This window comes from Sphingomonas sp. GW821-FHT10C01 (assembly GCF_059415525.1).
The window spans coordinates 2341783-2363983 of sequence record NZ_JBWKNK010000001.1; the positions used below are offsets into that span (position 1 = coordinate 2341783).

General features: G+C 65.1%; 20 protein-coding genes. 10 read left to right on the forward strand and 10 right to left on the reverse strand.

Annotated features, from left to right (window positions below; genetic code table 11):
* The first annotated feature begins 88 nt into the window (after positions 1 to 88).
* The 4 genes from AC07M1_RS11525 to AC07M1_RS11540 all read left to right on the forward strand — a co-directional run bounded on the left by AC07M1_RS11525 (position 89) and on the right by AC07M1_RS11540 (position 3047).
* Entirely contained in the window at positions 89 to 1267 is a 1179-nt protein-coding gene (locus AC07M1_RS11525) for a vWA domain-containing protein (protein WP_495162855.1), read from the forward strand.
* A gap of 31 nt (positions 1268 to 1298) precedes the next feature.
* Positions 1299 to 1961: an immunity protein Imm33 domain-containing protein gene (locus AC07M1_RS11530; RefSeq protein WP_495162679.1), complete on the forward strand. Its 663-nt coding sequence runs from the start codon at positions 1299 to 1301 to the stop codon at positions 1959 to 1961.
* A 37-nt stretch (positions 1962 to 1998) separates the two neighbouring features.
* Entirely contained in the window at positions 1999 to 2460 is a 462-nt protein-coding gene (locus AC07M1_RS11535; RefSeq protein ID WP_495162680.1) for a nuclear transport factor 2 family protein, read from the forward strand.
* A 74-nt stretch (positions 2461 to 2534) separates the two neighbouring features.
* Complete coding sequence (locus AC07M1_RS11540; protein ID WP_495162681.1) at positions 2535 to 3047, forward strand: hypothetical protein; 513 nt, start codon at positions 2535 to 2537, stop codon at positions 3045 to 3047.
* 133 nt (positions 3048 to 3180) lie between these two features.
* Here the strand turns inward: AC07M1_RS11540 and AC07M1_RS11545 are convergent, their stop codons facing one another.
* The gene (locus tag AC07M1_RS11545) at positions 3181 to 3474 is read right to left on the reverse strand and encodes an Hpt domain-containing protein (RefSeq protein WP_495162682.1); all 294 of its coding nucleotides are present in this window, start codon (positions 3472 to 3474) and stop codon (positions 3181 to 3183) included.
* 81 nt (positions 3475 to 3555) lie between these two features.
* On the opposite strand from AC07M1_RS11545, the gene AC07M1_RS11550 reads away from it, so the two are divergent.
* A complete protein-coding gene (locus AC07M1_RS11550; protein WP_495162683.1) occupies positions 3556 to 5856 on the forward strand; it encodes a coiled-coil domain-containing protein in 2301 nt (766 codons plus the stop codon).
* 3 nt (positions 5857 to 5859) lie between these two features.
* Here AC07M1_RS11550 and AC07M1_RS11555 read toward each other — a convergent pair whose 3' ends face one another.
* The 8 genes from AC07M1_RS11555 to AC07M1_RS11590 all read right to left on the reverse strand — a co-directional run bounded on the left by AC07M1_RS11555 (position 5860) and on the right by AC07M1_RS11590 (position 16584).
* Positions 5860 to 7020: a serine hydrolase domain-containing protein gene (locus AC07M1_RS11555; protein WP_495162684.1), complete on the reverse strand. Its 1161-nt coding sequence runs from the start codon at positions 7018 to 7020 to the stop codon at positions 5860 to 5862.
* 12 nt (positions 7021 to 7032) lie between these two features.
* Positions 7033 to 8286, reverse strand: a complete 1254-nt coding sequence (locus tag AC07M1_RS11560; RefSeq protein WP_495162685.1) for a class I SAM-dependent methyltransferase — start codon at positions 8284 to 8286, stop codon at positions 7033 to 7035.
* Positions 8287 to 8358: 72 nt separating this feature from the next.
* Entirely contained in the window at positions 8359 to 9390 is a 1032-nt protein-coding gene (locus AC07M1_RS11565; RefSeq protein ID WP_495162686.1) for a 2-oxoacid:ferredoxin oxidoreductase subunit beta, read from the reverse strand.
* Positions 9387 to 11264 carry a 2-oxoacid:acceptor oxidoreductase subunit alpha gene (locus tag AC07M1_RS11570; protein WP_495162687.1) on the reverse strand — a complete coding sequence of 626 codons (1878 nt, stop codon included), beginning with the start codon at positions 11262 to 11264 and terminating at the stop codon, positions 9387 to 9389. Before AC07M1_RS11570 ends, AC07M1_RS11565 begins: the two co-directional genes overlap by 4 nt.
* A gap of 102 nt (positions 11265 to 11366) precedes the next feature.
* Positions 11367 to 12263, reverse strand: coding sequence for a histone deacetylase family protein (locus tag AC07M1_RS11575; RefSeq protein WP_495162688.1), 897 nt, complete (start codon positions 12261 to 12263; stop codon positions 11367 to 11369).
* Positions 12260 to 14131: an ABC-F family ATP-binding cassette domain-containing protein gene (locus AC07M1_RS11580; RefSeq protein WP_495162689.1), complete on the reverse strand. Its 1872-nt coding sequence runs from the start codon at positions 14129 to 14131 to the stop codon at positions 12260 to 12262. The genes AC07M1_RS11575 and AC07M1_RS11580 overlap by 4 nt, the downstream gene beginning before the upstream one ends.
* Before the next feature lie 28 nt (positions 14132 to 14159).
* On the reverse strand, positions 14160 to 15341 hold the full coding sequence (locus AC07M1_RS11585) for a carboxynorspermidine decarboxylase (protein WP_495162856.1): 1182 nt from the start codon (positions 15339 to 15341) through the stop codon (positions 14160 to 14162).
* 37 nt (positions 15342 to 15378) lie between these two features.
* Positions 15379 to 16584: a saccharopine dehydrogenase family protein gene (locus AC07M1_RS11590; RefSeq protein ID WP_495162690.1), complete on the reverse strand. Its 1206-nt coding sequence runs from the start codon at positions 16582 to 16584 to the stop codon at positions 15379 to 15381.
* A 151-nt stretch (positions 16585 to 16735) separates the two neighbouring features.
* Here AC07M1_RS11590 and AC07M1_RS11595 point away from each other — a divergent pair, with 151 nt between their 5' ends.
* From AC07M1_RS11595 to AC07M1_RS11615, 5 genes are all read left to right on the forward strand, one after another.
* Positions 16736 to 17725, forward strand: coding sequence for an alpha/beta hydrolase (locus AC07M1_RS11595; RefSeq protein ID WP_495162691.1), 990 nt, complete (start codon positions 16736 to 16738; stop codon positions 17723 to 17725).
* Between the two features lie 44 nt (positions 17726 to 17769).
* Complete coding sequence (locus AC07M1_RS11600; RefSeq protein ID WP_495162692.1) at positions 17770 to 18840, forward strand: PA0069 family radical SAM protein; 1071 nt, start codon at positions 17770 to 17772, stop codon at positions 18838 to 18840.
* A gap of 102 nt (positions 18841 to 18942) precedes the next feature.
* The gene (locus AC07M1_RS11605; protein ID WP_495162693.1) at positions 18943 to 19251 is read left to right on the forward strand and encodes a hypothetical protein; all 309 of its coding nucleotides are present in this window, start codon (positions 18943 to 18945) and stop codon (positions 19249 to 19251) included.
* A gap of 165 nt (positions 19252 to 19416) precedes the next feature.
* Positions 19417 to 19896 (forward strand): helix-turn-helix transcriptional regulator, encoded by a 480-nt coding sequence (locus AC07M1_RS11610; protein ID WP_495162694.1) that lies wholly within the window; start codon positions 19417 to 19419, stop codon positions 19894 to 19896.
* 101 nt (positions 19897 to 19997) lie between these two features.
* Positions 19998 to 20540: a DUF4199 domain-containing protein gene (locus AC07M1_RS11615; protein WP_495162695.1), complete on the forward strand. Its 543-nt coding sequence runs from the start codon at positions 19998 to 20000 to the stop codon at positions 20538 to 20540.
* A gap of 21 nt (positions 20541 to 20561) precedes the next feature.
* On the opposite strand, the gene AC07M1_RS11620 is transcribed toward AC07M1_RS11615, so the two are convergent.
* Complete coding sequence (locus tag AC07M1_RS11620) at positions 20562 to 22157, reverse strand: long-chain fatty acid--CoA ligase (RefSeq protein WP_495162696.1); 1596 nt, start codon at positions 22155 to 22157, stop codon at positions 20562 to 20564.
* Positions 22158 to 22201 lie beyond the last annotated feature (44 nt).

Genomic DNA, 22201 nt, shown 5'->3' on the forward strand with positions numbered 1-22201 from the left:
GCCCGGTGGACCCCGGCACAGGGCCGGGGTGACGGTTGACGGGGATGCGATGCTGGACGCGGGCAGCGACCCGCGTCAGAGTGGTGCAATGTTCTTCTCCTTCGTCGACCAGCTCCGCGCCGCGGGCATTCCCGCCAGCATGAAGGAGCATCTGATTCTTCTCGAAGCGCTCGACCGCGACGTGATCGACCGCACGCCCGAGGCCTTCTACTATCTCGCCCGCGCGACCTTCGTGAAGGACGAGGGGCTGCTCGACCGGTTCGATCAGGTCTTCGCCAAGGTGTTCCGCGGCATCTCCACGACCTTCGGCAACACCACCGCCGACATCCCCGAGGACTGGCTCAAGGCCGTCGCGGAAAAATATCTGACGCCCGAGGAAATGGCCGCGATCAAGTCGCTCGGCGATTGGGACGAGATCATGGAGACGCTCAAGAAGCGGCTTGAGGAGCAGCAGGGCCGGCACCAAGGCGGCAACAAGTGGATCGGCACCGGCGGCACCTCTCCATACGGCAATTCCGGCTATAATCCCGAAGGCGTCCGTATCGGCGGCGAGAGCGTCCACAAGCGCGCGCTCAAGGTCTGGGACCAGCGCGAGTTCAAGAACCTCGATTCCACCCGCGAACTCGGTACCCGCAACATCAAGATCGCGATGCGCCGCCTGCGCCGGTTCGCACGCGAAGGGGCCGCGGACGAGCTCGATATCGACGCGACGATCGACGGCACCGCCCGCCAGGGCTGGCTCGACATCCATATGCGCCCCGAGCGGCACAATGCGGTGAAGCTGCTGCTGTTTCTCGACGTGGGCGGATCGATGGACCCGTGGGTCAAGCTTTGCGAGGAGCTGTTCAGCGCCGCCACGGCGGAGTTCAAGAATCTCGAATTCTTCTACTTCCATAACTGCCTGTACGAAGGCGTGTGGAAGGATAATCGCCGCCGCTTCACCGAACGCACGCCAACTTGGGAGGTGCTCCACAAATATGGCCACGATTATAAGGTGATCTTCGTCGGCGACGCCTCGATGAGCCCATACGAGATCAGCCACCCCGGTGGTTCGGTCGAGCATTTCAACGAGGAAGCCGGCGCCACCTGGATGCAGCGCGTCACCAACACCTACCCCGCCACAATCTGGCTCAACCCGATCCCGGAAGAGCAATGGGGCTATTCCCAGTCGGTCCGCATCCTGCGTGAGCTGATGAGCGATCGCATGTACCCGCTGACCCTCGCCGGGCTGGATGACGCGATGCGCGAACTGAGCCGGAAGACGTGAGACACCCATCCACGGACGAGAAATGCCGAAAATGACACTGCCGCCTGGCGTCGAAATCGACGACCCACGCGTCCTTGCCGCGCAGAACCGCTATACCTTCTGGCTGCCGCACCCTGTCTCGTTAGCCGCGCTCGAACCCGGCGACATTGCGAGATTCATCTTCTTCCAGACCGATGGCGCCACCCAATACAATGCGGAGCGAATGTGGGTGCTCATTCAGCGGATCGACGATGGGCATATCTCGGGCATACTCGACAACGAGCCGGTCGATATGCCCCGCATCAAGCGTGGAACGGAAGTCTGCTTGCCGCTTTCCCACGCGATCGATTTCGAGTTCGCGCCCGGCAAACAGGGGCCGCCCCCGCCGCGCCAGCGCGAATATTGGGATTGGTGCTTCGTTGACAGCTGCGTTCTGGAGCAGCGCAGTCACGTGGACCACCTCTATCGCGAAACGCCCATGCCAAGGCGTGACGGCGACACGGATCCTGACAGTGGCTGGCGTATCCGTGGAACCCCCGAAGCCATCGCCGACGATGAGAGGCATGATCGACCACCGCAGTTCGTGGCGCTCGGCGCAGTGCTGAACCGCGACGATTCATGGCTCCATCTGATCGACGCGCCAACTGGTGCGGCGTATGCCCGCGACGTTGAAACCGGTGAATTTGCGCCACATGATCCGGAACCGGAGTTCTGATCTGCCAACCGGATCGAACACACCAGCAGGAGCGACCATGAACACCTGCCGCTCCGCCATCCTGTTCACCCTTGCCGCTTCTCTGGCGGCATCCGCCGCTCCCGCTGCGGAAACCATCGTGACCGGCCCACGCAACGCCGACCTGACCGCCATCGCGGACGCGTTCGATCGCGCGCAGCTGACTCAGGATCGCGCCACACTCGAGCGCATGGTCGATGACGGGCTGGTCTTCATCCAGTCCAACGGCGAACGAGCGAACAAGAAGGTGTTCATCGACGGTTGGACGGCCTCCGGCGACAGCTACGATCCCGTCACGCTCGTCGATCGCGTTATCATCCGCCTCGGCCCTGACGCGTTCATGGTCAGCGCCGCGACGACACTCAGCGGCAGATCGGGCGGCAAGCGCTTCTCTAGCAGCTTCCGCTTCTCCGACACCTTCCGCCGCGTCGGCGGCGAATGGCGCGCCGTCCACATTCAGGTGACGCGAACCGCCGACTAGCAGGCCGCGCGGTCCGCTCGACACCCGCCCGGATCGCTGGCAAGCTCGCTCGCACCAGCTTTCGGGGGGAAGATATGGCACCGTTGACGGCACTCGCGCTCGGCTTGGCAGCCCAGCAGGTCCCCGGCTTTGCGACGCACTATAATGGCTGGAAGCTGGTCCCGACCGACAATGGATGCATGATTCTGAAGGCCTTCGAACGCGATGTCGTCATCGGCATGGGGTTCGACGAACGACGCAACGAGTTGCGCCTCGCGATCGGCGATCCAAGCTTTCGAAGCCTAAAGGACGGTGAGATCTACAAGCTCAACGTCATTCTCACGCTCAAGGATGGCAGGACGGTCGACTATCCCGGTGTTCCGTTCGCCGGCGTGGTCGACAAATCGCCCAGCATTCTCACCGACGCACTCAATGGCCGCGACTTCCTGACCCATGCCGAAAACGCATCGCGCCTCAAGATCAACCGGGCGGACGTGAATGTCGCCGACATCGATATTTCCTACGGCAGCGGCGGACATGTGTGGGCGCTGCGCAAATGCGCGGAAGCCAAGGCAAAGACCAACCCGAGCGACCCGTTCAAGAACTGACCCGAAGCTTGAAATGTTGGATTTCGGCTGCTTGGCTGCGAACCGCTCTTTGAGATCGTCAACTGACTCTATCTGAAGCCTCTACGGATTCGCGCGCGCGTAGGAGCATGACCTTTGAGACTTTCCGTCGCTGCTACAGCCGCTCCACGGCGCGCTGCAGCTTGCGGAGAATTCCGGAATCGCCCGCCTGCGAATCCGCTGCCTCCTGTGCCAGCGCCATCAGCCGCACCGCGCCGAAGCTCGCGGCCAGTCCCTTGAGCCGCAACGCGGCGCTGCGCCACGCCTCGGGGTCGTTCGCCGTCGCGAGCGACTTGAGCGCCCGCTTCGCACTGTCGAGAAACGCTTCACGCAGCTCGGCGATCAGGCCGGGTTCGTCGCCCACAGCCGCCGCCAGCGTCGCATCGATTGCACCGGGATCATAAGCCATGCCGTTGGTTTAGAAGGGCGTGCTTAATGACTGGTTTCCCGGCGCTATTCCGATTTGGGTGATCCGTGCTAGATTGGGACGATGAACGGGGGAACCAGGATGGCCGGCTTCGCGGCGCATGAGGACGACGCGCTCACGCTCGTCGAAGAGCCAACGCCAGCAAGCGCGGCGCATCCCGCCTACGACCCGGCCGAGGATGACGAGCCCGAGAACGTCTATCGGGCGCCCGGCGAATGGCTGGTGCCTCTGCTCGCCGCTGGACTGACCCTTGCCTGGTTTGGAGCGATGGGCTGGCTGCTTCAGCCCGCCTTTGCCGCGCCGATGCCTCCGGTTCAGCTGGTCCAGCTCATCGCCGCATTGTGCGTCCCGCCGATCCTGATCGGAATCTTCTGGCTGCTCGCCCGCCGGTCGAGCCGCGCGGAGGCCCGCCGCTTCGGCAACACCGCCCGCGCGATGCGCGAAGAGGCCGCGAGCCTCGAACGTGTCGTCGCAACGCTGGCGCGGAAGATCGAAGCGAACCGTGCCGCGCTCGCCGCGCAGACCACCGCATTGATGGCGATGGGCGACGATGCCGCCGAACGGCTTCAGGCCGTCTCCAACGGCATGGCGGCCGAAGCGAAACAGATCGACGCCAGCGCCCGCACGCTGATCGACAGCGCCGCCAACGCCGAAAAGAGCGTCAACATCGTCCTCGCCTCGCTCCCGCGTGCGCATGGCGGGATGGTCGACATGGCCGCGACGCTCGATACCGCCGGGCTCAGGGCCAGCGAGCACGCCTCCGCGCTCGACGCCCAGCTCTCCGCGCTCGCCGAGCGCGGGCGTGAGGCCGACACCGTCGCCGGTGGCGCCGCCCAACGGCTCGCCGCGCATATCGCCAAGATGGAAGCCACCAGCGAGACCGCCGGCGCTCGGCTCGAGGGCGTCGCCGACCAGATGTCGGGCACCGTCGACGCGATGCTCGACCGCACCGCCGCCGCCGTGGATGAAGCGCGCAAGGGCATCGCCGCGCAGGGCGAAGCGATGCTGGCGATGCTCGCAGCCAACCAGGCCTCACTCGACGCCGCAGGCCGCGAGAGCATCGAAACCGTCGGCACCCGCATCGGCGAGGTCGAGGAAACGATCGGCCGGATCGCCGAGAAACTCGGCGAAGAGCAGACCCGGATCGACATCCTGCTTGCTTCGGTCACCGGCGGCATCGCCCAGGCCGACGGCGCCATCGCCGCGCTCCATTCGGCGGGCATGGACCGCACCCAGGCACTTTCGGCCTCGATCAGTGTGCTCGATAGCTCGACCGCGGCGATGACCGAGACGCTCAAGGTCGGCGACGAGACCGCCCGCCGCGTCATCGCCACCGCGGAGGACCTGCTCACCGCGCTCGACTCCTCGGCGCGCGAGATCGACGAGACCATGCCCGAGGCGCTTGCCCGGCTCGAGGACCGGATCGGCACTACCCGCACCGTCATCGCCGGCGCCAAGCCCGAACTGCTTGCGCTCGTCACCGCCGCCGAGAGCACTCACGACGCGATCGAGGCCATCGCCGATGTCGTCTCCCGTCAGCGCGAAACGCTCGTCAAAACCCAGGCGGCGCTCATCGAAACACTCGATTCGGGGCATGAGAAGACCGACCAGCTCGAAGAGATCGTCGATCGCGCGATCGCCAACGCGCGCCGCTTCGCCGACGATGCCGCGCCGCAGCTGGTGGAAGCACTGCTGCGGATCCGCGAAACCGCCAACGTCGCCGCGGAACAGGCCCGGGCCACGCTTTCCGGCCTGGTGCCCGAGGCCGAACGGCGGCTCGAGGAAGCCGGCAGCACCGCGATGCGTCGCGCGATCGACGCCGGTGTTCGCCAGCAGCTGGTCGAGCTTGGCCAGGTGTCCGAGCATGCCGTCACCACCGCTAGCCGCGCGTCGGAGCGCCTGACGCAACAGATGATGAGCATCGGCGAAACCTCCGCCGCGGTCGAACGCCGGATCGAGGAAGCTCGCGCCGAACGCGAGGAAGCCGATCGCGACAATTTCGCCCGCCGCGTCTCGCTGCTGGTCGAAGCGCTCAACTCCGCCGCGATCGATATCACCAAGGCGTTCGCACATGAGGTCTCGGACAGTGCCTGGTCGGCCTATCTGAAGGGCGATCGCGGCGTCTTCACCCGCCGCGCTGTCCGCCTGCTCGACAGCGGCGACGCGCGGGAGATTGCGGGCCTGTACGACGGCGACCCGCATTTCCGTGAGCAGGTGAACCGCTACATCCACGATTTCGAAGCGATGCTGCGTCAGGTACTCGCACTGCGCGACGGTTCGCCGCTGGGCGTCACCCTGCTCTCCTCGGACATGGGCAAGCTTTATGTCGCGCTGGCGCAGGCGATCGAGCGGCTGCGGACCTGACCGCTACTTCTTCGCGGCCTCCAGCACCTTCATCCCGAACGCCAGCCGCTGCATGTACAGCGCCCGGTCGCTCGCCTTGGGCCAGGCGGCACTGGTGACCATCACCAGCTTGCTGGCCGGATCGACCAGGATGACCTGCCCGAAAATGCCCTGCGCAGCGTAATAGCCGCCCGGGATCGTCCACCATTGATAGCCATAGCCGCCGCCGGGATGCGTCGCATGGCTCTTGGTTGCATCCGCGAACCAGCCATCGGGCACGATCCCCTTCCCGCCCTCCAGCGACATCTGTCCGATCCGCGCATAGTCGCGCAGCGAGACCGAAAGGCAGCAACCACTCACCTCCGCGCCGCTCTGGTCGATCATCCAGAACGCGTCGCGCTCCATGCCGTAATGGCGCCAGATTTTCTCGCTGAGATAGTCCGAGAGCTTCTTCTTGGTCGCGCGCCGCACCAGCACACCGATCAAATTGGTCTCGCCCGTCTTGTAGACGAACTTGCTGCCGGGCGGATCCGCGCGCGGGAGCTTGCGCATATAGGCGACGGTCGGATCCTGTCCCGGTGGCACCGCCTCTGCAAACATCCGGGCCACATCACTGTTGGGATCGGTATAATCCTCGTTCCAGCGAACACCCGAGGTCATCGTAAGGATCTGACGGATCGTCACGCCGTCATAGCCGCCCCCGGCAAGGTCGGGGATATACTTGGTCACGGGCTCATCGAGCGACTTGATATAGCCGTCCTTGATCGCTGCACCGACGAGTGTCGACGTAACCGACTTCGCAACCGAGAAGCTCGTCCAGCGCCCCTCGCGCGAATAGCCGAGCGCATAACGTTCGAGCCGGATCTTGCCGTCCTGAAGGACAAGCAGCCCAGCGACATTCTGTGCCGCCATGAAGGCATCGACATCGGCTTCGGCGATCGGGAGCGGCGCGCCGTCGGGCAACGGCTTCACCTTGCCACCCGCTTTCACGACATGGCCGGGGAAGATCCTTTCCATCGCCGGGAAGTTCTTGAGCCGCTCTTCGGGCGACCAGAACAAGACCGCCGCACCAACCTGACGCAGCCTGGCCTCGTCCTTGGCGGCGGGCGCGGGAGCCGCAGTCTGGGCCGAGGGCGCACAGCCCCACAGCGCCGCCGCCGAAAGCGCGATCCAGGCCGTCCGCATATCCCTCTCCCCTCAGTCCTTGATCAGCGTCACCTGTGCGACCCAGATGCCGCCACCGCGAAAACCGCCTTCACAATACATGAGATAGTAGCGCCACAAATCGACGAAACGCGGGTCGAATTCGGCCGGTATGCGCCCCGATGCCACCGCATCATCGAACCGCTCGCGCCAGCGTTTGAGTGTTTCGGCATAATCGAGTCCGAATTCGTGCCGATCATGCCAGCTTAGCCCGTTTTGTGCCGCGATCGCGCGAAAACGGCTCTCCGACAGCAGCAGCCCACCTGGGAAGACATAGGTCTGGATGAAGTCGACGTTGCGGGCATAGGCTTCAAAGATCGCGTCATCGATCGCGATATACTGGATCGCGGCACGGCCACCGGGTTTCAGCGCGTTGGCGATGACCTGGAGATAGGCGGGCCAATAGGCTTCACCCACCGCTTCCACCATCTCGATGCTCGCCACCGCATCATACTGGCCGACCACATCGCGATAGTCAGTCAGCGAGACTTCGACGCCGCTCAGCCCGGCCGCGTCCATGCGCGTATCGACATAGGCCTTCTGCTCGATCGAGAGGGTAAGACCATGGACCTTGCGTCCGCCCCGCGCCGCCGCCTCCGCGAATGAACCCCAGCCACAGCCGATCTCAAGGATTGCGTCACCCGGCTTCGTCGCCGTGCGCTCAAGGACCCCCGCAAGCTTCGCTGCCTGCGCGACCTCCAGCGGGATCCCAGGCTCAGCGAACAGCGCGCTGGAATAGGTCATGCCGGCATCGAGCCAGGGCGCGTAGAAATCATTCCCCAGATCATAGTGATAGGCGATGTTGCGACGCGCGCCGTCGCGGTCGTTGCGCCGCATCCAGTGCCACGCGCGTTTCGCCAGCCGCGTAACACCCTGCGCCCGCCCCGCATCGCCCAGCGTCGAACGGTTGCGCATGAACAAGTCGAACAACGGCACCGGATCGGGGCTGGTCCATTCGCGCGCCTGCCACGCCTCATACCAGCCGATCGAGCCGCCAGTGGCCAGCCGCCACAAGGCCCGCCAGTTACGGATATCGACCAGCGCCTCCGGACCCGGCGCACGCCCGCCGAGCCGCCGCCACTTGCCGCCAGGCAAGGTCAATTCGATCGCGCCGTAAGCGAGACCGGCATCGATCCGGTCGAGCAACTTATGCAGCAGCGGTGTCGCAAGGGCGATGAGTACACCGCCCGCCTGCGCGCCGCTCCCCCAGCCATCCCGGCGGCCTCGATTCTTAGCCGGTGCTTGCATGTCGGGCACAATGCACGCGTGGTTGAGTCGGGCAAGGGGCAAGTGACGTAAGCGAAACGATATTCGCGTTCGTTACATCGGATGCGGTTCCTTATCGACCATCCAGGTCTGGCCCTTGCTGACCAGCTTCTGGAGATCAGGCACCTTGCCCTCGCTCGCCTCCTGGTTCTGGGCGACCACCGCGCTTTCGAAAGTCGGGGCGGGATCGTCGTAGAGGACACCAAGCGCCATCGGGAACGGTCCGAACGGCATCTCGACCAGCATGTGGGCGATAGCGCGGTTGGTGACGTTGTGGACGATCACCCCGGCGGCCTCCCAGTCACCTTCCACAATATCCACGGTTTTCAGTGTAAGCCGTTCTGTATCAAGAGAAATTCCCTTCGATCCACCGGAGAAGACCATCGGCTGACCATGCTCGAGCCAGAGCTGGTGGCCGGCGTTGGCCTTTTCGGTGAAGGGCGCGAAGACGTCGTCATTATAGACGATGCAGTTCTGGAAGATCTCGACGAACGCCGCGCCCTGATGGGCGTGGGCGGCCTTGAGCACCTCTGGCAACTTCTTGTGGACGTCGATGCCGCGGGCGATGAAGCGCGCGCCGCTGCCCAGGGCATAGGCACAGGGCTTGGCGGGGTGATCGACCGAGCCGAACGGGGTGGAGGGCGAGCGCGTCCCTTCGCGGCTAGTGGGCGAGTACTGACCCTTGGTCAGGCCGTAGATCTCGTTGTTGAACAGCAACACCTGGCAGTTCAGGTTGCGGCGCAGCAGGTGCATCGTGTGGTTGCCGCCGATCGACAGGCCGTCGCCGTCGCCGGTGATGATCCACACGTCGAGATCGGGATTGGCGAGCTTGACCCCCGTCGCCACCGCCGGCGCGCGGCCATGGATGGTATGGAAGCCATAGGTCTCCATATAATAGGGGAAGCGCGACGAGCAGCCGATGCCGCTGATGAACACGGTGTTCTCCGGCGTCGCGCCGATCTCTGGCATCGTGCGCTGCACCGCCTTGAGGATCGCATAGTCGCCGCAGCCCGGGCACCAGCGGACCTCCTGATCGGTCTCCCAATCCTTGGGCGTCGAGGGCTTGATGGTGGTGATCTCGTTCACGCCAGAGCCTCCTCGATCGCGGCTTCTATCTCATGGATGCGGAAGGGTTGACCGCTGACCTTGTTGAGCGGGCGGGCGTCGACCAGGAACTGGTCGCGCAGCACCGTCTTGAGCTGGCCGGTATTCATTTCCGGCACGAGAATACGCTCGTACCCCTTTAGCAAATCACCGAGATTCTTCGGCATCGGCCAGATGTGGCGGATGTGGATATGGCTGACGTCGAGCCCCTTGCGGCGAGCGCGGCGCACCGCCTGGGTGATCGGGCCATAGGTCGAGCCCCAGCCGACCACGATGAGCTTGCCGCCCGCCTCGCCCTGCTCAAGCTCCTGATCGGGCACCGCGATGCCGTTGACCTTGTCCCTGCGGATGTTGGTCATCGCCTGATGGGTATCGGGGGCATAATCGATATTGCCTGTACCAAGCGCCTTCTCGATTCCGCCGATGCGGTGGAGCAGGCCCGGCGTGCCCGGCTTGACCCAGGGACGCTTGAGCTTGTCGTCGCGGGCATAGGGCAGGAACTTCTCGCCCTCCGCCGGAAGCTCGGTGTGGAACTCGACCGGGAAGGGCTTGTAGTCGCTCATGTCCGGCACCTTCCACGGCTCGGCCGCGTTCTGGAGGTAGCCGTCGGTGAGCAGCATGACGGGCGTCATATATTGGGTGGCGATGCGCACCGCCTGGATCGCGCAGTCGAAGCAATCAGCGGCCGAGCGGGTCGCGATCACCGGGACCGGCGCGTCGCCGTTGCGGCCATAGACGGCCTGATAAAGATCCGACTGCTCGGTCTTGGTCGGCAGGCCGGTCGAAGGGCCGCCGCGCTGGGCGTTGACAATCACCAGCGGCAACTCGGTCATGATCGCGAGGCCGATGGCTTCGGTCTTGAGCGCGATGCCGGGTCCCGAGGAGCAGGTGACGCCAAGACTTCCCGCATAGGCGGCACCGAGCGCCGAAGCGACGGCAGCGATCTCATCCTCCGCCTGGAAGGTGGTGACGCCGAATTCCTTGAGCCGCGCGAGATGGTGGAGGATCGCCGAGGCGGGGGTGATCGGATAGCCGCCATAGAACAGCTTGAGCCCGGCGAGCTGCGCACCCGCGACGAGACCGAGGCTGATCGAATCCGCGCCGGTGACGGTGCGGTACAGGCCCGGCTCGACGGGCGCGGCGGGAAGGTGCAGCTGCCCGATGCCCTGCGCACCCAGCTCAGCGGTCTCGCCATAGGCGTGGCCGGCATTGAGCGCGGCGATGTTCGCCTCGGCCAGTTCGGGCGCCTTGGCGAATTTGGTCTTGAGCCAGTCGATCAGCGGGCCGCGCTCACGGTCGAACATCCAGAGCGCGAGCCCCAGCGTCCACATATTCTTGCAGCGCAGCGCCTCCTTGTTGCCGAGGCCGAACGGCTTCACGGCTTCGAGGGTGAGCTGCGAGATGTTGAGCTTGAGCAGCTGCCATTTGGCGAGGCTGCCATCCTCAAGCGGGTTGTCGGCGTATTTCGCCTTTTCGAGGTTACGTTTGTTGAACTCGCCCTCATCGGCGATGATCAGGCCGCCAGGTTTCAGGTCGCCTACATTGGTTTTGAGCGCCGCCGGGTTCATCGCAACGAGGACGTCAGGAGCATCGCCCGCGGTCTCGATCGCGGCCGAGCCGAAGTTGATCTGGAACGCGGAGACCCCGAACAACGTGCCCTGGGGGGCGCGGATCTCGGCGGGGAAGTCGGGGAAGGTGGCGAGATCGTTGCCCGCCAGCGCGGTCGAAAGCGTGAACTGGCCACCGGTAAGCTGCATGCCGTCGCCCGAGTCTCCGGCGAAACGGACGACGACCGCTTCGGGGGGCGGATTGGCGGAAGCCTCTTCGGGCGTGACCTGATGGACGGCTGTGGCCATTCAGTCTCTTCCTGCAATGTCTATCCACCCTCTACGCTTCGGGGTGGTCGTCACAGAAGGTAGAATGATGGGAGGCGGTTGCAACCGCTTCTTTTCGTCCGTTCAGGCCCCGCCCAGCGCAAGGATCGACGCGACGTGCCGTGCGGAGACTTCCATCGCATCCACGCCGTAACCACCGCCCAACGCACTCGCGAGTGGCAAACCCCTCGCCCTCGCCAGCGAGGCGATCCACTTATCACGCACCACCAGACCTTCACGGCTGAGTTTTAGCCGCCCGAGCCGGTCCCCCTCCCACGGATCGACCCCCGCCTGGTAGAGAATCAGCGTCGGCGCGAACTCCTGAACCAGCACCGGCAGGCTAGCCGTCAGCGCGTCCATGTAAGCGAGCTCATCCACCCCATCGGGCAGCCCGACGTCCAGCGTCGAGCGCGCCTTCCGGACCGGGAAGTTCTTCTCAGCATGGATCGAATAGGTTGCGACATCGCTCCGCCCCGCCGTCAGCGCCGCGGTGCCGTCACCCTGGTGCACGTCGCAATCGACGATCAATACACGCTCGCCCTCTTCCGCCAGTCGGTTGGCGGCGATGGCAAGGTCGTTGAACACGCAATAACCCGCGCCCGTATCGTGCAGCGCGTGGTGGCTCCCGCCCGCGGTATTCGCCGCAAAACCGTGCCGTTGCGCCAACTTCGCCGCCAGATAAGTACCGCCCGGCACCGCGACCGAACGCAACGCCACCGCCTTCGTCACCGGAAAGCCGATCCGCCGCTCCTTCTCGCGCGGCACACGCGTTTCGATCACCTCGGCGACATAGTCGGGGTCGTGCACCGCCTCGATCCACACACGCGGCATCGGCTCGGGTTCGTGCCATTCCAGCTCCGCGCCACTGTCGTGCAGCAGGTCACGAACCAATCCGTTCTTGTTCCATTGATACTGGCTGCGCGCTGGCGCCGAAGCGACGTAGAGCGGGTGGTGGACGACCGGGATCGGTCGCCCGCTCACGCCGCCAATGCCTCCAGCGCTTCGCTCGCTTCCACCCAGGCCGCTTCGGCCGCCTCGATCGCCTTGGCCACGGTGCCGCGCTGTTTCATCAGCTCGGTCATGGTCAGCTTGGCGAGGTCGGGCGCGGCCGTGGCGGGATCGAACATGGCGCGGTCGATCGCGCTGAGCTTCTCGTTGAGCCTCGCCATTTCGGCTTCGGCCGCCTTGGCCGACTTGCGCAGGGCGTTGCCCTTCTCGCGCGCCTCGGCGGCTTCGCGCCGGGCGTCCTTGCGGTTGGCCTTGGCCTCCGCAGTCGAAGCGCCCTTGGGCTCCTTGGCGAGGACGAAGGCAATATAGTCGTCGAGATTGCCGTCGAACGGCTTTGCGGTGCCCTGATCGACCAGCACGAGGCGGTCGGCGGTCATCTCGATCATGTGGCGGTCGTGGCTGACGATCACCACCGCGCCGGTATAGGCGGTCAGCGCCTGGATCAGGGCTTCGCGCGAATCGACGTCGAGGTGGTTGGTCGGCTCGTCGAGGATGAGCATGTGCGGCGCGTCGCGGGTGATCAGCGCTAGCGCCAGCCGCGCGCGCTCGCCGCCCGAAAGCTTGCCGACCTTGGTCATCGCCTTGTCGCCGGCAAAGCCGAACCGGCCGAGCTGGGCACGGACGAAGGACGGCTTCTCGCCCTCCATCAGCCGCTGCATGTGATCGAACGGCGTGTCGTCGCTGTGCAGCTCCTCCACCTGATACTGGGTGAAATAGCCGACGCGCATCTTGGCCGAGGCAGCCTTGTCGCCGTCGATCGGGGTGAGCTGCGCGGCGAGCAGGCGGGCGAGCGTGGTCTTGCCGTTGCCGTTGCGCCCGAGCAGCGCAATGCGGTCGTCCGGATCGATGCGCAGGTTCAGCCGCTGCAGGATCGGCTTGCCGTCATAGCCGACGCTGGCGTGATCGAGCGTGATCAGCGGCGGACGCAGCGGATCGGGATCGGGGAAGCCGAACGCCAGCGTGGGATCGTCCATCACCGCCGCGATCGGCTGCATCCGCGCGAGCGCCTTGGCGCGCGACTGCGCCTGCTTGGCGGTCGAAGCGCGGGCCGAGTTGCGGGCGACATAGTCCTGCAGCTTGGCACGCTCGGCGAGCTGCTTCTCGCGCGCGGCGGCCTGCTGCGCCTGACGCTCGGCGCGCTGGCGTTCGAAGCTGTCATAGCCGCCGGGATAGAGGGTGAGCTTGCCGCGTTCGAGGTGGAGGATGTGGTCCACGACGTTGTTGAGGAAATCGCGCTCGTGGCTGACGATGACGATCGTCGCGGGATAGCTCTGGAGGAAATCCTCCAGCCACAGCACGGCTTCGAGATCCAGGTGGTTCGAGGGCTCGTCGAGCAGCAGCAGGTCGGGCTGGCTGAACAGCAGTGCCGCGAGCGCGACGCGCATGCGCCAGCCGCCCGAGAAGCTGTCGAGCGGGCGATGCTGCGCGTCTTCGTCGAAACCGAGGCCGACCAGAATGCGCGATGCACGCGAGGGCGCCGAATAGGCGTCGATCGCGCCGAGCCGCTCGTGGATCTCGCCGAGTCGATCGGGGTCTTCGAGACCTTCCGCCTCGGCCATCAGCGCGGCGCGCTCGGTATCGGCGGCGAGCACGGCCTCGAACGGCGTGGTCTTTCCGGCGGGGGCCTCCTGCGCGACATAGCCGATGCGCGCGCCGCGCGGCATGTCGGCGCTGCCCTCGTCCGGATCGATCTGGCCGGCGATCACCTTGACCAAAGTCGACTTGCCTGCGCCGTTGCGCCCAACAAGGCCAATACGCCCCCGGGGCGGCAGCGCGGCACTGGCGCGGTCGATGATAACACGGCCGCCGAGACGGACGGTGATGGCGGAAAGGTTCAGCATGGCGGCGCGCCTAGCACCGCTGCCCGTCTCAGGACAACCGGCTCTCGAAGTCTTCGTAGCCGAAGCTCTTCACGATGCGCAGATTGTCGCTGCGGCTGTCCCACAGCGCGATGGTGGGCAAGGGCACGCCGTTGAAGGTCGTGGTCTTGACCATCGAGTAATGCGCCTGATCGAGGAAGGCGAAGCGCTGGCCGGGGATCGGACGCTGCGGGAAGCGGAAGTCGCCGAGGATGTCGCCGGCGAGGCACGACGGGCCGCCGAGGCGCACCAGCACGTCGGTATCGTCGCCCTTGGCCTCGCCCAGCATCGCCGGACGGTAGGGCGCCTCGATCACGTCGGGCATGTGGCAGGTGGCGGAGATGTCCACGACGCCGATCGGCATACCGTTGTCGAAGATATCGACGAACTCGCCGACAAGGATGCCGGTATCGAGCGCAATCGCCTCACCCGGCTCGAGGATCACCTCGAGCCCGGTTTCGGCGCGAACTTCCTTGAGGAAGGCGACGAGGTCATCGCGCTGATAGTCGGCGCGGGTGATGTGGTGGCCGCCGCCGAAATTGAGCCATTTGAGCTGGCCGAGATAGGGCGCGAGACGCGGGCGCAGCGCTTCCCAGGTGCGGCGCAGCGGCGGGAAATCCTGTTCGCACAGCGAATGGACGTGGATGCCGTCGATACCCTCGAAATGCTCGGGGCGGAGCTGGTCGGCGGGGAAGCCAAGGCGGCTGTGCGGCTGGGCGGGGTCGTATTTCTGGACCTCACCCTCAGAATGCATCGGGTTAAGGCGCAGGCCGACGTCGAAGGTTTCGCCACGGGCGCGCGCGGCAGCGAGTTCGTCCTTCATCGCTGCGTGCTGGCTGGGGGTGTTGAAGATGACGTGGTCGGAGATCCGGCACACATCCGCCATGTCCGCGGCCTTGTAGCCCGAGCAATAGGTCGCGATCTCGCCATGATAATGGTCGGCGGCGAGCCTGGCTTCGTGAAGGCCCGACGTCGCGACGCCATCGAGATACTTGCCGACGAGATCGCCGAGCGACCACATCGAGAAGGCCTTGAGCGCGAGCAGGATCTTCACGCCCGCGCGGTCGCGGACGTCGGCGATGGTCGCGAGGTTGCACTCGACCGCCGCTGCGTCGACGACGAAGCAGGGCGACGGCACGCGCGACAGGTCGAACCGGGCGAAAGCACCCGGATCGCCGGCCTTGGTCGACATGACCGGCGGGGCTGCGCGCGTGTCCGTGCTCATTCGATCAGAACTTCAGCGGCTCAGGCAGCTCGTGGACCTGCCACGGCAAGCCATGCTTGTTCAGCATGTCCATGAAGGGGTCGGGATCGAACTGCTCGATGTTGAACACGCCCTCGCCCTTCCAGGTGCCGTTGAGCATCAGCGCCGCGCCGATCATCGCCGGAACGCCGGTGGTGTAGCTCACCGCCTGGTTGCCGGTCTCCTCGAACGCGTCCTCATGATCGCAGATATTGTAGACGTAGAAGGTCTTCTCTTCGCCGTCCTTGGTGCCGGTCGCGATGTCGCCGATGTTGGTCTTGCCCTTGGTTGTCGTGCCGAGCGTCGACGGCTCGGGCAACACGGCCTTGAGGAACTGAAGCGGAACGATCTCGCGGCCTTCGTACATGATCGGCTCGATCGAGGTCAGGCCGACATTCTGGAGAACGCGCAGATGCGTCAGATACTGTTCGCCGAAGGTCATCCAGAAACGCGCGCGCTCGATCTCGGGCAGGAACTTGACCAGGCTCTCCAGCTCCTCATGGTACATGAGGTACATGTTCTTGGCGCCGACCTGATCGAATTCGAACACCTGACGCGACGACAGCGCCGGGGTTTCGACCCAGTCGCCATTCTCCCAGTGCCGCGCGGGCGCGGTGATCTCGCGGATGTTGATCTCTGGGTTGAAGTTGGTCGCGAAATGCTGGCCGTGATCGCCGCCGTTGCAGTCGAGGATGTCGAGCGTGCGGATCGTGTCGAGCAAATGCTTCTTGATGTACATCGCGAACACGCTGGTGACGCCCGGATCAAAGCCCGAGCCGAGCAGTGCCATCAGGCCCGCATCCTTGAAGCGGTCCTGATAGTCCCACTGCCAGCCATAGTGGAACCGCGCCTCGTCGCGCGGCTCGTAATTGGCGGTGTCGAGATAGTCAGTGCCGGTGTTGAGGCACGCGTCCATCAGGTTGAGGTCCTGATAGGGCAGCGCCAGGTTGACCAGCAGATTGGGCTTCACCGCCTCGATCAGCTTGCTCGTGGCCGCGACATCGTCCGCGTCGACCTCGGCCGTGTCGATGGTGACGCCGAAGCGCGCCTTCACCGATTCGGCGATCGCGTCGCACTTGAACTTGCGGCGGCTGGCGAGCGTGATCTTCCCGAACAGATCCGGGTTCTTCGCCATCTTGTGCACCGCGACCGACGAAACGCCGCCTGCGCCGATTACGAGAACGTCCTTCACGCCTTGTCCTTCCTTCTAATGCCCCATGGGGAATGGCGTCCCCATATTTGAGTACGCCCCGGATGCAAAGGGCGATGGTAGCGCCCGTAATCAACCCACCCCGCCAAGGAGAGGATTGAACCCGAACGACAATCCGCCCTAGCATTATGACATGGTAACGACGATCGCCCGCAGGGCATTTATCGGGGGCGCCGCGGCGCTGGGATTCGCTGGGCAAGCCAGCGCGCAGAGCCGACCCAAGGTCTTCGCCCCCACCCCGCCGTGGCCGCCCCACGAGTATTTCATGCTGTGGCCCGGCCTCCCGCCCGGTGCCCCGCCGGGGTTCGCCGTATCGAGCTTCCCCGTCCCGCTTCCGCTCGGCACGCCGCAGCGCTGGGAGAAGGGGATCCGCAACCCCTATGTCGGCGTGTTCCGCGCCGCCCGCCCCGATGGCCGAGCCGCCCTGGTCATCCCCGGCGGCGGCTATGGTATCGTCAGCCTGATTAATGAGGGGGTGAATGTCGCCCGCGCGCTCAATCCGCTGGGCATCACCGTGTTCGTCCTCGCCTATCGCCTGCCGCCCGAGGGCTGGCTCAACCGCAGCGAGGTGCCGCTGCAGGACGCGCAGCGCGCGATGCGGCTGATCCGCTCGCGCGCAGCGCAGTTCGGGATCGACCCGGCGAAGCTCGGCATCTGCGGCTTTTCCGCGGGAGGGCATCTGGGCGGCACGCTGACCGTCGGGCCGGACGATCCGGTGTATCGTCCGGTCGATGCCGCCGACCGGCTATCGGCACGGCCCGCATTCTCAGGGCTGATCTATCCGGTCACTCAACTTTCGACCGTGGGCCCAAATGCCCGGTCCGGTCCCAACCTGCTCGGCCCCAACCCCGCGCCGAACGCGGGCGCGCGGTTCGACCTGATCACGCGGGCGAGCCCGGCGTTGCCGCCGCTGTTCCTGCTCCACGCGATGGACGACGAGACCGTCCCGGTCTCCCAGAGCATCGGCCTGATGGAGGCGGCGCGACGCCACAAGGTGCCGGTCGAGGCGCATTTCATCGAGCGCGGCGGCCATGGCTTTGGCGCGGCGAGCCTGCCGAAGACCAATCCCGCCGCCAAGTGGATGGACTGGTACGCGGCGTGGACCGCGACGCATGTGAAATAGCATTTGTTCTTGAAATGTTCCGAACCCTAGCGTAGCGTTCGCGGATGGCAAAGACCCGCCCCGTGCGCGGGGCCACGCATAATCGCGAGAGCGCCCGCTTCAACCTGCCCGCGCGGGAGGCCGATGGCGACTGGCTGGATGCGCGCGAGGGGATCGACGGCGAGCTGCCGCCGCTGCGAACAACGGTCACGGTCGAGAAGGCGAAGAGCGTCCTGACGCGCAACCAGTCGCCGGACATCGCCTTCGACCGGTCGGTGAACCCCTATCGCGGATGCGAGCATGGCTGCATCTACTGCTTCGCGCGGCCGACCCATGCCTATCTCGACCTGTCGCCGGGGCTGGATTTCGAGACGAAGCTGTTCGCCAAGCCCGATGCCCCCTCCCTGCTCCGAGCGGCGCTGGGCAAGCACGGCTATGTCTGCCAGCCGATCGCGTTCGGGACCAACACCGATCCCTATCAGCCGATCGAGGCGGAGTGGCGGATCACGCGCGGCTGCATCGAAGTGCTGGCGGAATGCAACCACCCGATCACGATCACCACCAAGTCCGACCGGGTGACGCGCGACATCGACCTGCTTGCCCCGATGGCCGAACGCGGGCTGGCGGCCGTGATGGTATCGGTCACCTCACTCGACCCCAAGATCGCCCGCACGGTCGAGCCGCGCGCACCGCATCCCGAACGGCGGTTGGCGGCGGTGGCGAAACTGCGCGCGGCGGGTATCCCCACCTATGTCTCGCTGTCACCGATCATACCGCAGATCACCGATCACGAGATCGAGCACATCATGGAGCGCGCGGCGGAAGCCGGGGCACTGGGCTGCTTCTATTTGCCCGTGCGGTTACCGCATGAGGTGGCGCCGCTGTTCCGCGCCTGGCTCGATGAACATTTCCAGGAGCGCGCTGGGAAAGTGATGGCGACGATCCAGTCGATCCGCGGCGGTCGCGACAATGACCCCGATTTCCACAGCCGCTTTCGGGGAAAAGGTCCATGGGCGGATCTACTGCGCACGCGCTTCAAGATCGCTGCACAGCGCTTCGGCCTCGACAAGGAGTATATCCCACTACGTCGCGACCTGTTCAGACCGCCGGCCGGACCGCAAGGAGAGCTGTTCTAGGGCGCCGTCTCATGAAAGCGGACTGGTTGGAAACGAACCCATTGCTGCCGTTCAACGAGGTAGGTTCTGTCCTCGGATATCAGCCCAATACTCGGCTTCCACGTGGGCATCGATCTCGACGGGTTTGCGGCTACTCTCATGCAGTCGGTCAGCGCCGTCCCGACGCGGTCCCGAAATCCAGAAGTGGGCACCGGTGTCCGTGTCGAAATAGTTGACCTTGAAGCCTTGTCCGCCAAGGCGTTGAAACATGCGACCGGCGTAGTGAAACGATTGGCCAGATCACTCGTCGAGAAGGCGCGCCTCTCGCCGCTCGCGATCGCGCTTGAGTTGCCGCTGATATGTCGCATCGTGCGAACTGCGGCGAAAGAAAAGCAGCAGGAAAATGGTGGCCAGTACCAGCACCACGATTAACCCATAGGCGATCAATAAACGCGTCTCGATAACGAATACCTTGGGGTGCGCTCGATCGCGCATCTACCCTACGCGCTCGTTTAACAGAGTTGTCCAGTGATAAGCGGCGACCCGTGCGAGCGCTACGCGAGGATCGGCGAGTGCGCGCGATATCACGCAACGGAGTTGCGTGCAGCTTCGGTCCGCGCGATGATCTCGAGCATGCGGGCGATGCGCCTTCCCTCGAACGGCTGGTGGCGACAGGTGCTGCTCTATGGCGGCCTGCTCGCGATCGGTACCGCGTTGCTGCAATGGCTCGACTATCGCTGGCTGATGCGGGCACATTCGACCGAATTCTATCTGTTACTCGTCGCGGGCGGCTTCCTTGGACTCGGACTGCTCATCGGTGGGCGGGTGATGGGGTCGAGCGCGCCGCCACGACCAGAGGGTAATCCGGCGGCGCAAGAATCGCTCGGCATCAGCGAGCGCGAGATGATGGTACTGCGCGAGCTTGCCGCGGGTCACGCCAACAAGCAGATCGCGCGCAACCTCGATATCTCGCCCAACACGGTGAAGACGCATGTCGCGCGGCTGTTCGAGAAGCTGGGCGCGCGGCGGCGCACCGACGCGCTCGCGCGGGCACGCGAGCTTGGCCTGCTGCCCTGACATGTTTTCGGGCGAAACCGCCCAAATCACCCCTTTGGGCGATTGCCTCACGTCGAGCTGCGACAGATCAATCCGCCATCAAACGCATAAGGGGACACGACATGCAGCGCCTGATCCTGACCTATGGCCTCATCGCCGGTGTGGTGGTGGGCATCCAGCTCATCCTGATCGTCACTTTGTTCGGCGACAATCCGCCGACCGGTCCGCTGGGCATGGCGCTCGGTTACCTCACCATGCTGATCGCGCTCAGCGCGGTGTTCGTCGCGATCAAGCGGCGGCGGGACCATGATCTGGGCGGCGCGATCCGCTTCTGGCCGGCCCTTGGCCTCGGGGTCGCGATCTCGGCGGTGGCGGGATTGCTGTATGTGCTGGCCTGGGAAGCGCTGCTCATGATCCACGGGACCGGCTATCTCGAGACGATGATGGCGGCCGAGGTCGAGCGGAAGCGCGCCGCAGGCGCCAGCACTGAGGAACTGGTAGCGCTGCGGACATGGATCGCGGACTTCCTCAAGAGCTACGCCAACCCGCTGATCCGCATGCCGATCACTTTCAGCGAGATATTTCCCGTTGGGCTGCTCGTGTCGGCGGCCTCCGCGGCGTTGCTACGCAACCCGCGTTTCATGCCGCTGCGGCGCGAAGGCTGACCCACGCCATCCGGTTCGCGGCTAGGCGGCCGCGAACTGGAAGCCCTTATACTGGTCGCGGATCGCTGTCTTGAGCAGTTTGCCGGTGGCAGTGTGGGGCAGTGCCTCGACGAAGTGGATTTCGTCCGGGAGCCACCATTTGGCGACATGGTTGGCGAGATGCTGCTGGATCTGGTCCGCCGTAACCTCGCTGCCCGGCTTGCGGATCACCAGCAGCAGCGGACGCTCATCCCATTTGGGGTGGTGGATGCCGATCGCCGCGGCTTCGGCCACGCCGGGACAGCCAACCGCGGCATTCTCCAGCTCGACCGAACTGATCCACTCGCCACCCGACTTGATCACGTCCTTGGCGCGATCGGTGATCTGCATGATGCCGTCCGGGTGCAGCACAGCGACGTCGCCGGTGTCGAACCAGCCATCCGCGGTGAGGCACGGGCCGCTCCCATCCTTGAAATACTGCTTGATGATCCACGGACCGCGCACCTGAAGGCTCCCGGAACTCTCGCCATCGCGCGGAAGGATGTTGCCGGCGTCGTCGACCGTGCGCAGCTCGACACCGAAGGGCGCGCGACCCTGGCACACCATCTTGTCGACCTTCGCCTCGAAGCTCAGATCATCCCAGTCCGCGCTGGGCGAACCCATCGTGCCGATCGGCGAGGTTTCGGTCATGCCCCAGGCGTGGTTGACGCGCGCGCCCATCTTCATGATCCGCTCGATCATCGCGCGCGGCGCGGCGGATCCGCCGATGGTGACGACCTTGAGGTGCGCGGGCACATCGCCGGTCTCGTCCATATGCTGGAACATCGCGAACCACACGGTCGGCACGCCGGCGGTGTGAGTCACCTTCTCGCGATTCATCAGCTCGCACAGCACCTTGCCCTCGTTGATCGCGGACATGACGAGCTTCACGCCGACCATCGGCGCGGCGAAGGGCATGCCCCAGCCGACCGCGTGGAACATCGGCACCACCGGCAGCACCACCGACTGGGTCGACAGGTCGAACACCGCCGGCTGGATCTCCGCCATCGCATGGATCACCGATGAACGGTGGGTGTAGAGCACGCCCTTGGGGTTCCCGGTGGTGCCGCTGGTGTAGCAGAGCATGCACGGCTCGCGCTCGTCACCCTCGACCCAGACATAGTTGCCGTCCTCCGCGTCGATCACCGCCTCGAAGCTGTCGGGGCCGGTGCCGTCGAAGACGATGTAATGCTCGATCGTCTTCCACTGCGGCTTCATCTTGTCGATGATCGGCTGGAACATGCGGTCGTACATCAGCACGCGATCCTCGGCATGGTTGCCGATAAAGGCGAGCTGATCCTCGAACAGGCGCGGGTTGATGGTGTGGATCACGCCGCCCATGCCGATCGTGCCGTGCCAGGCGACGAGGTGGCGGCTGTGGTTCATAGCCATCGTCGCGACACGGTCGCCCTTCTTGATTCCCAAGCGCTCGAGCGCCTGCGCCAGCTTGCGGGAATCGCGGGCGACACCGGCCCAGTTCGTCCGCGTCTCGCTGCCATCGAACCAGCGGCTGACGATCTCGCGATCGCCATATTCACGCTCCGCATGATCGATCAGCCGCGGTACCCGAAGCTCGAAATCCTGCATCGCGCCCAGCATCACACTCTCCTTATCCGCACGAGTTTCCGTGTCCGTAAGGACAT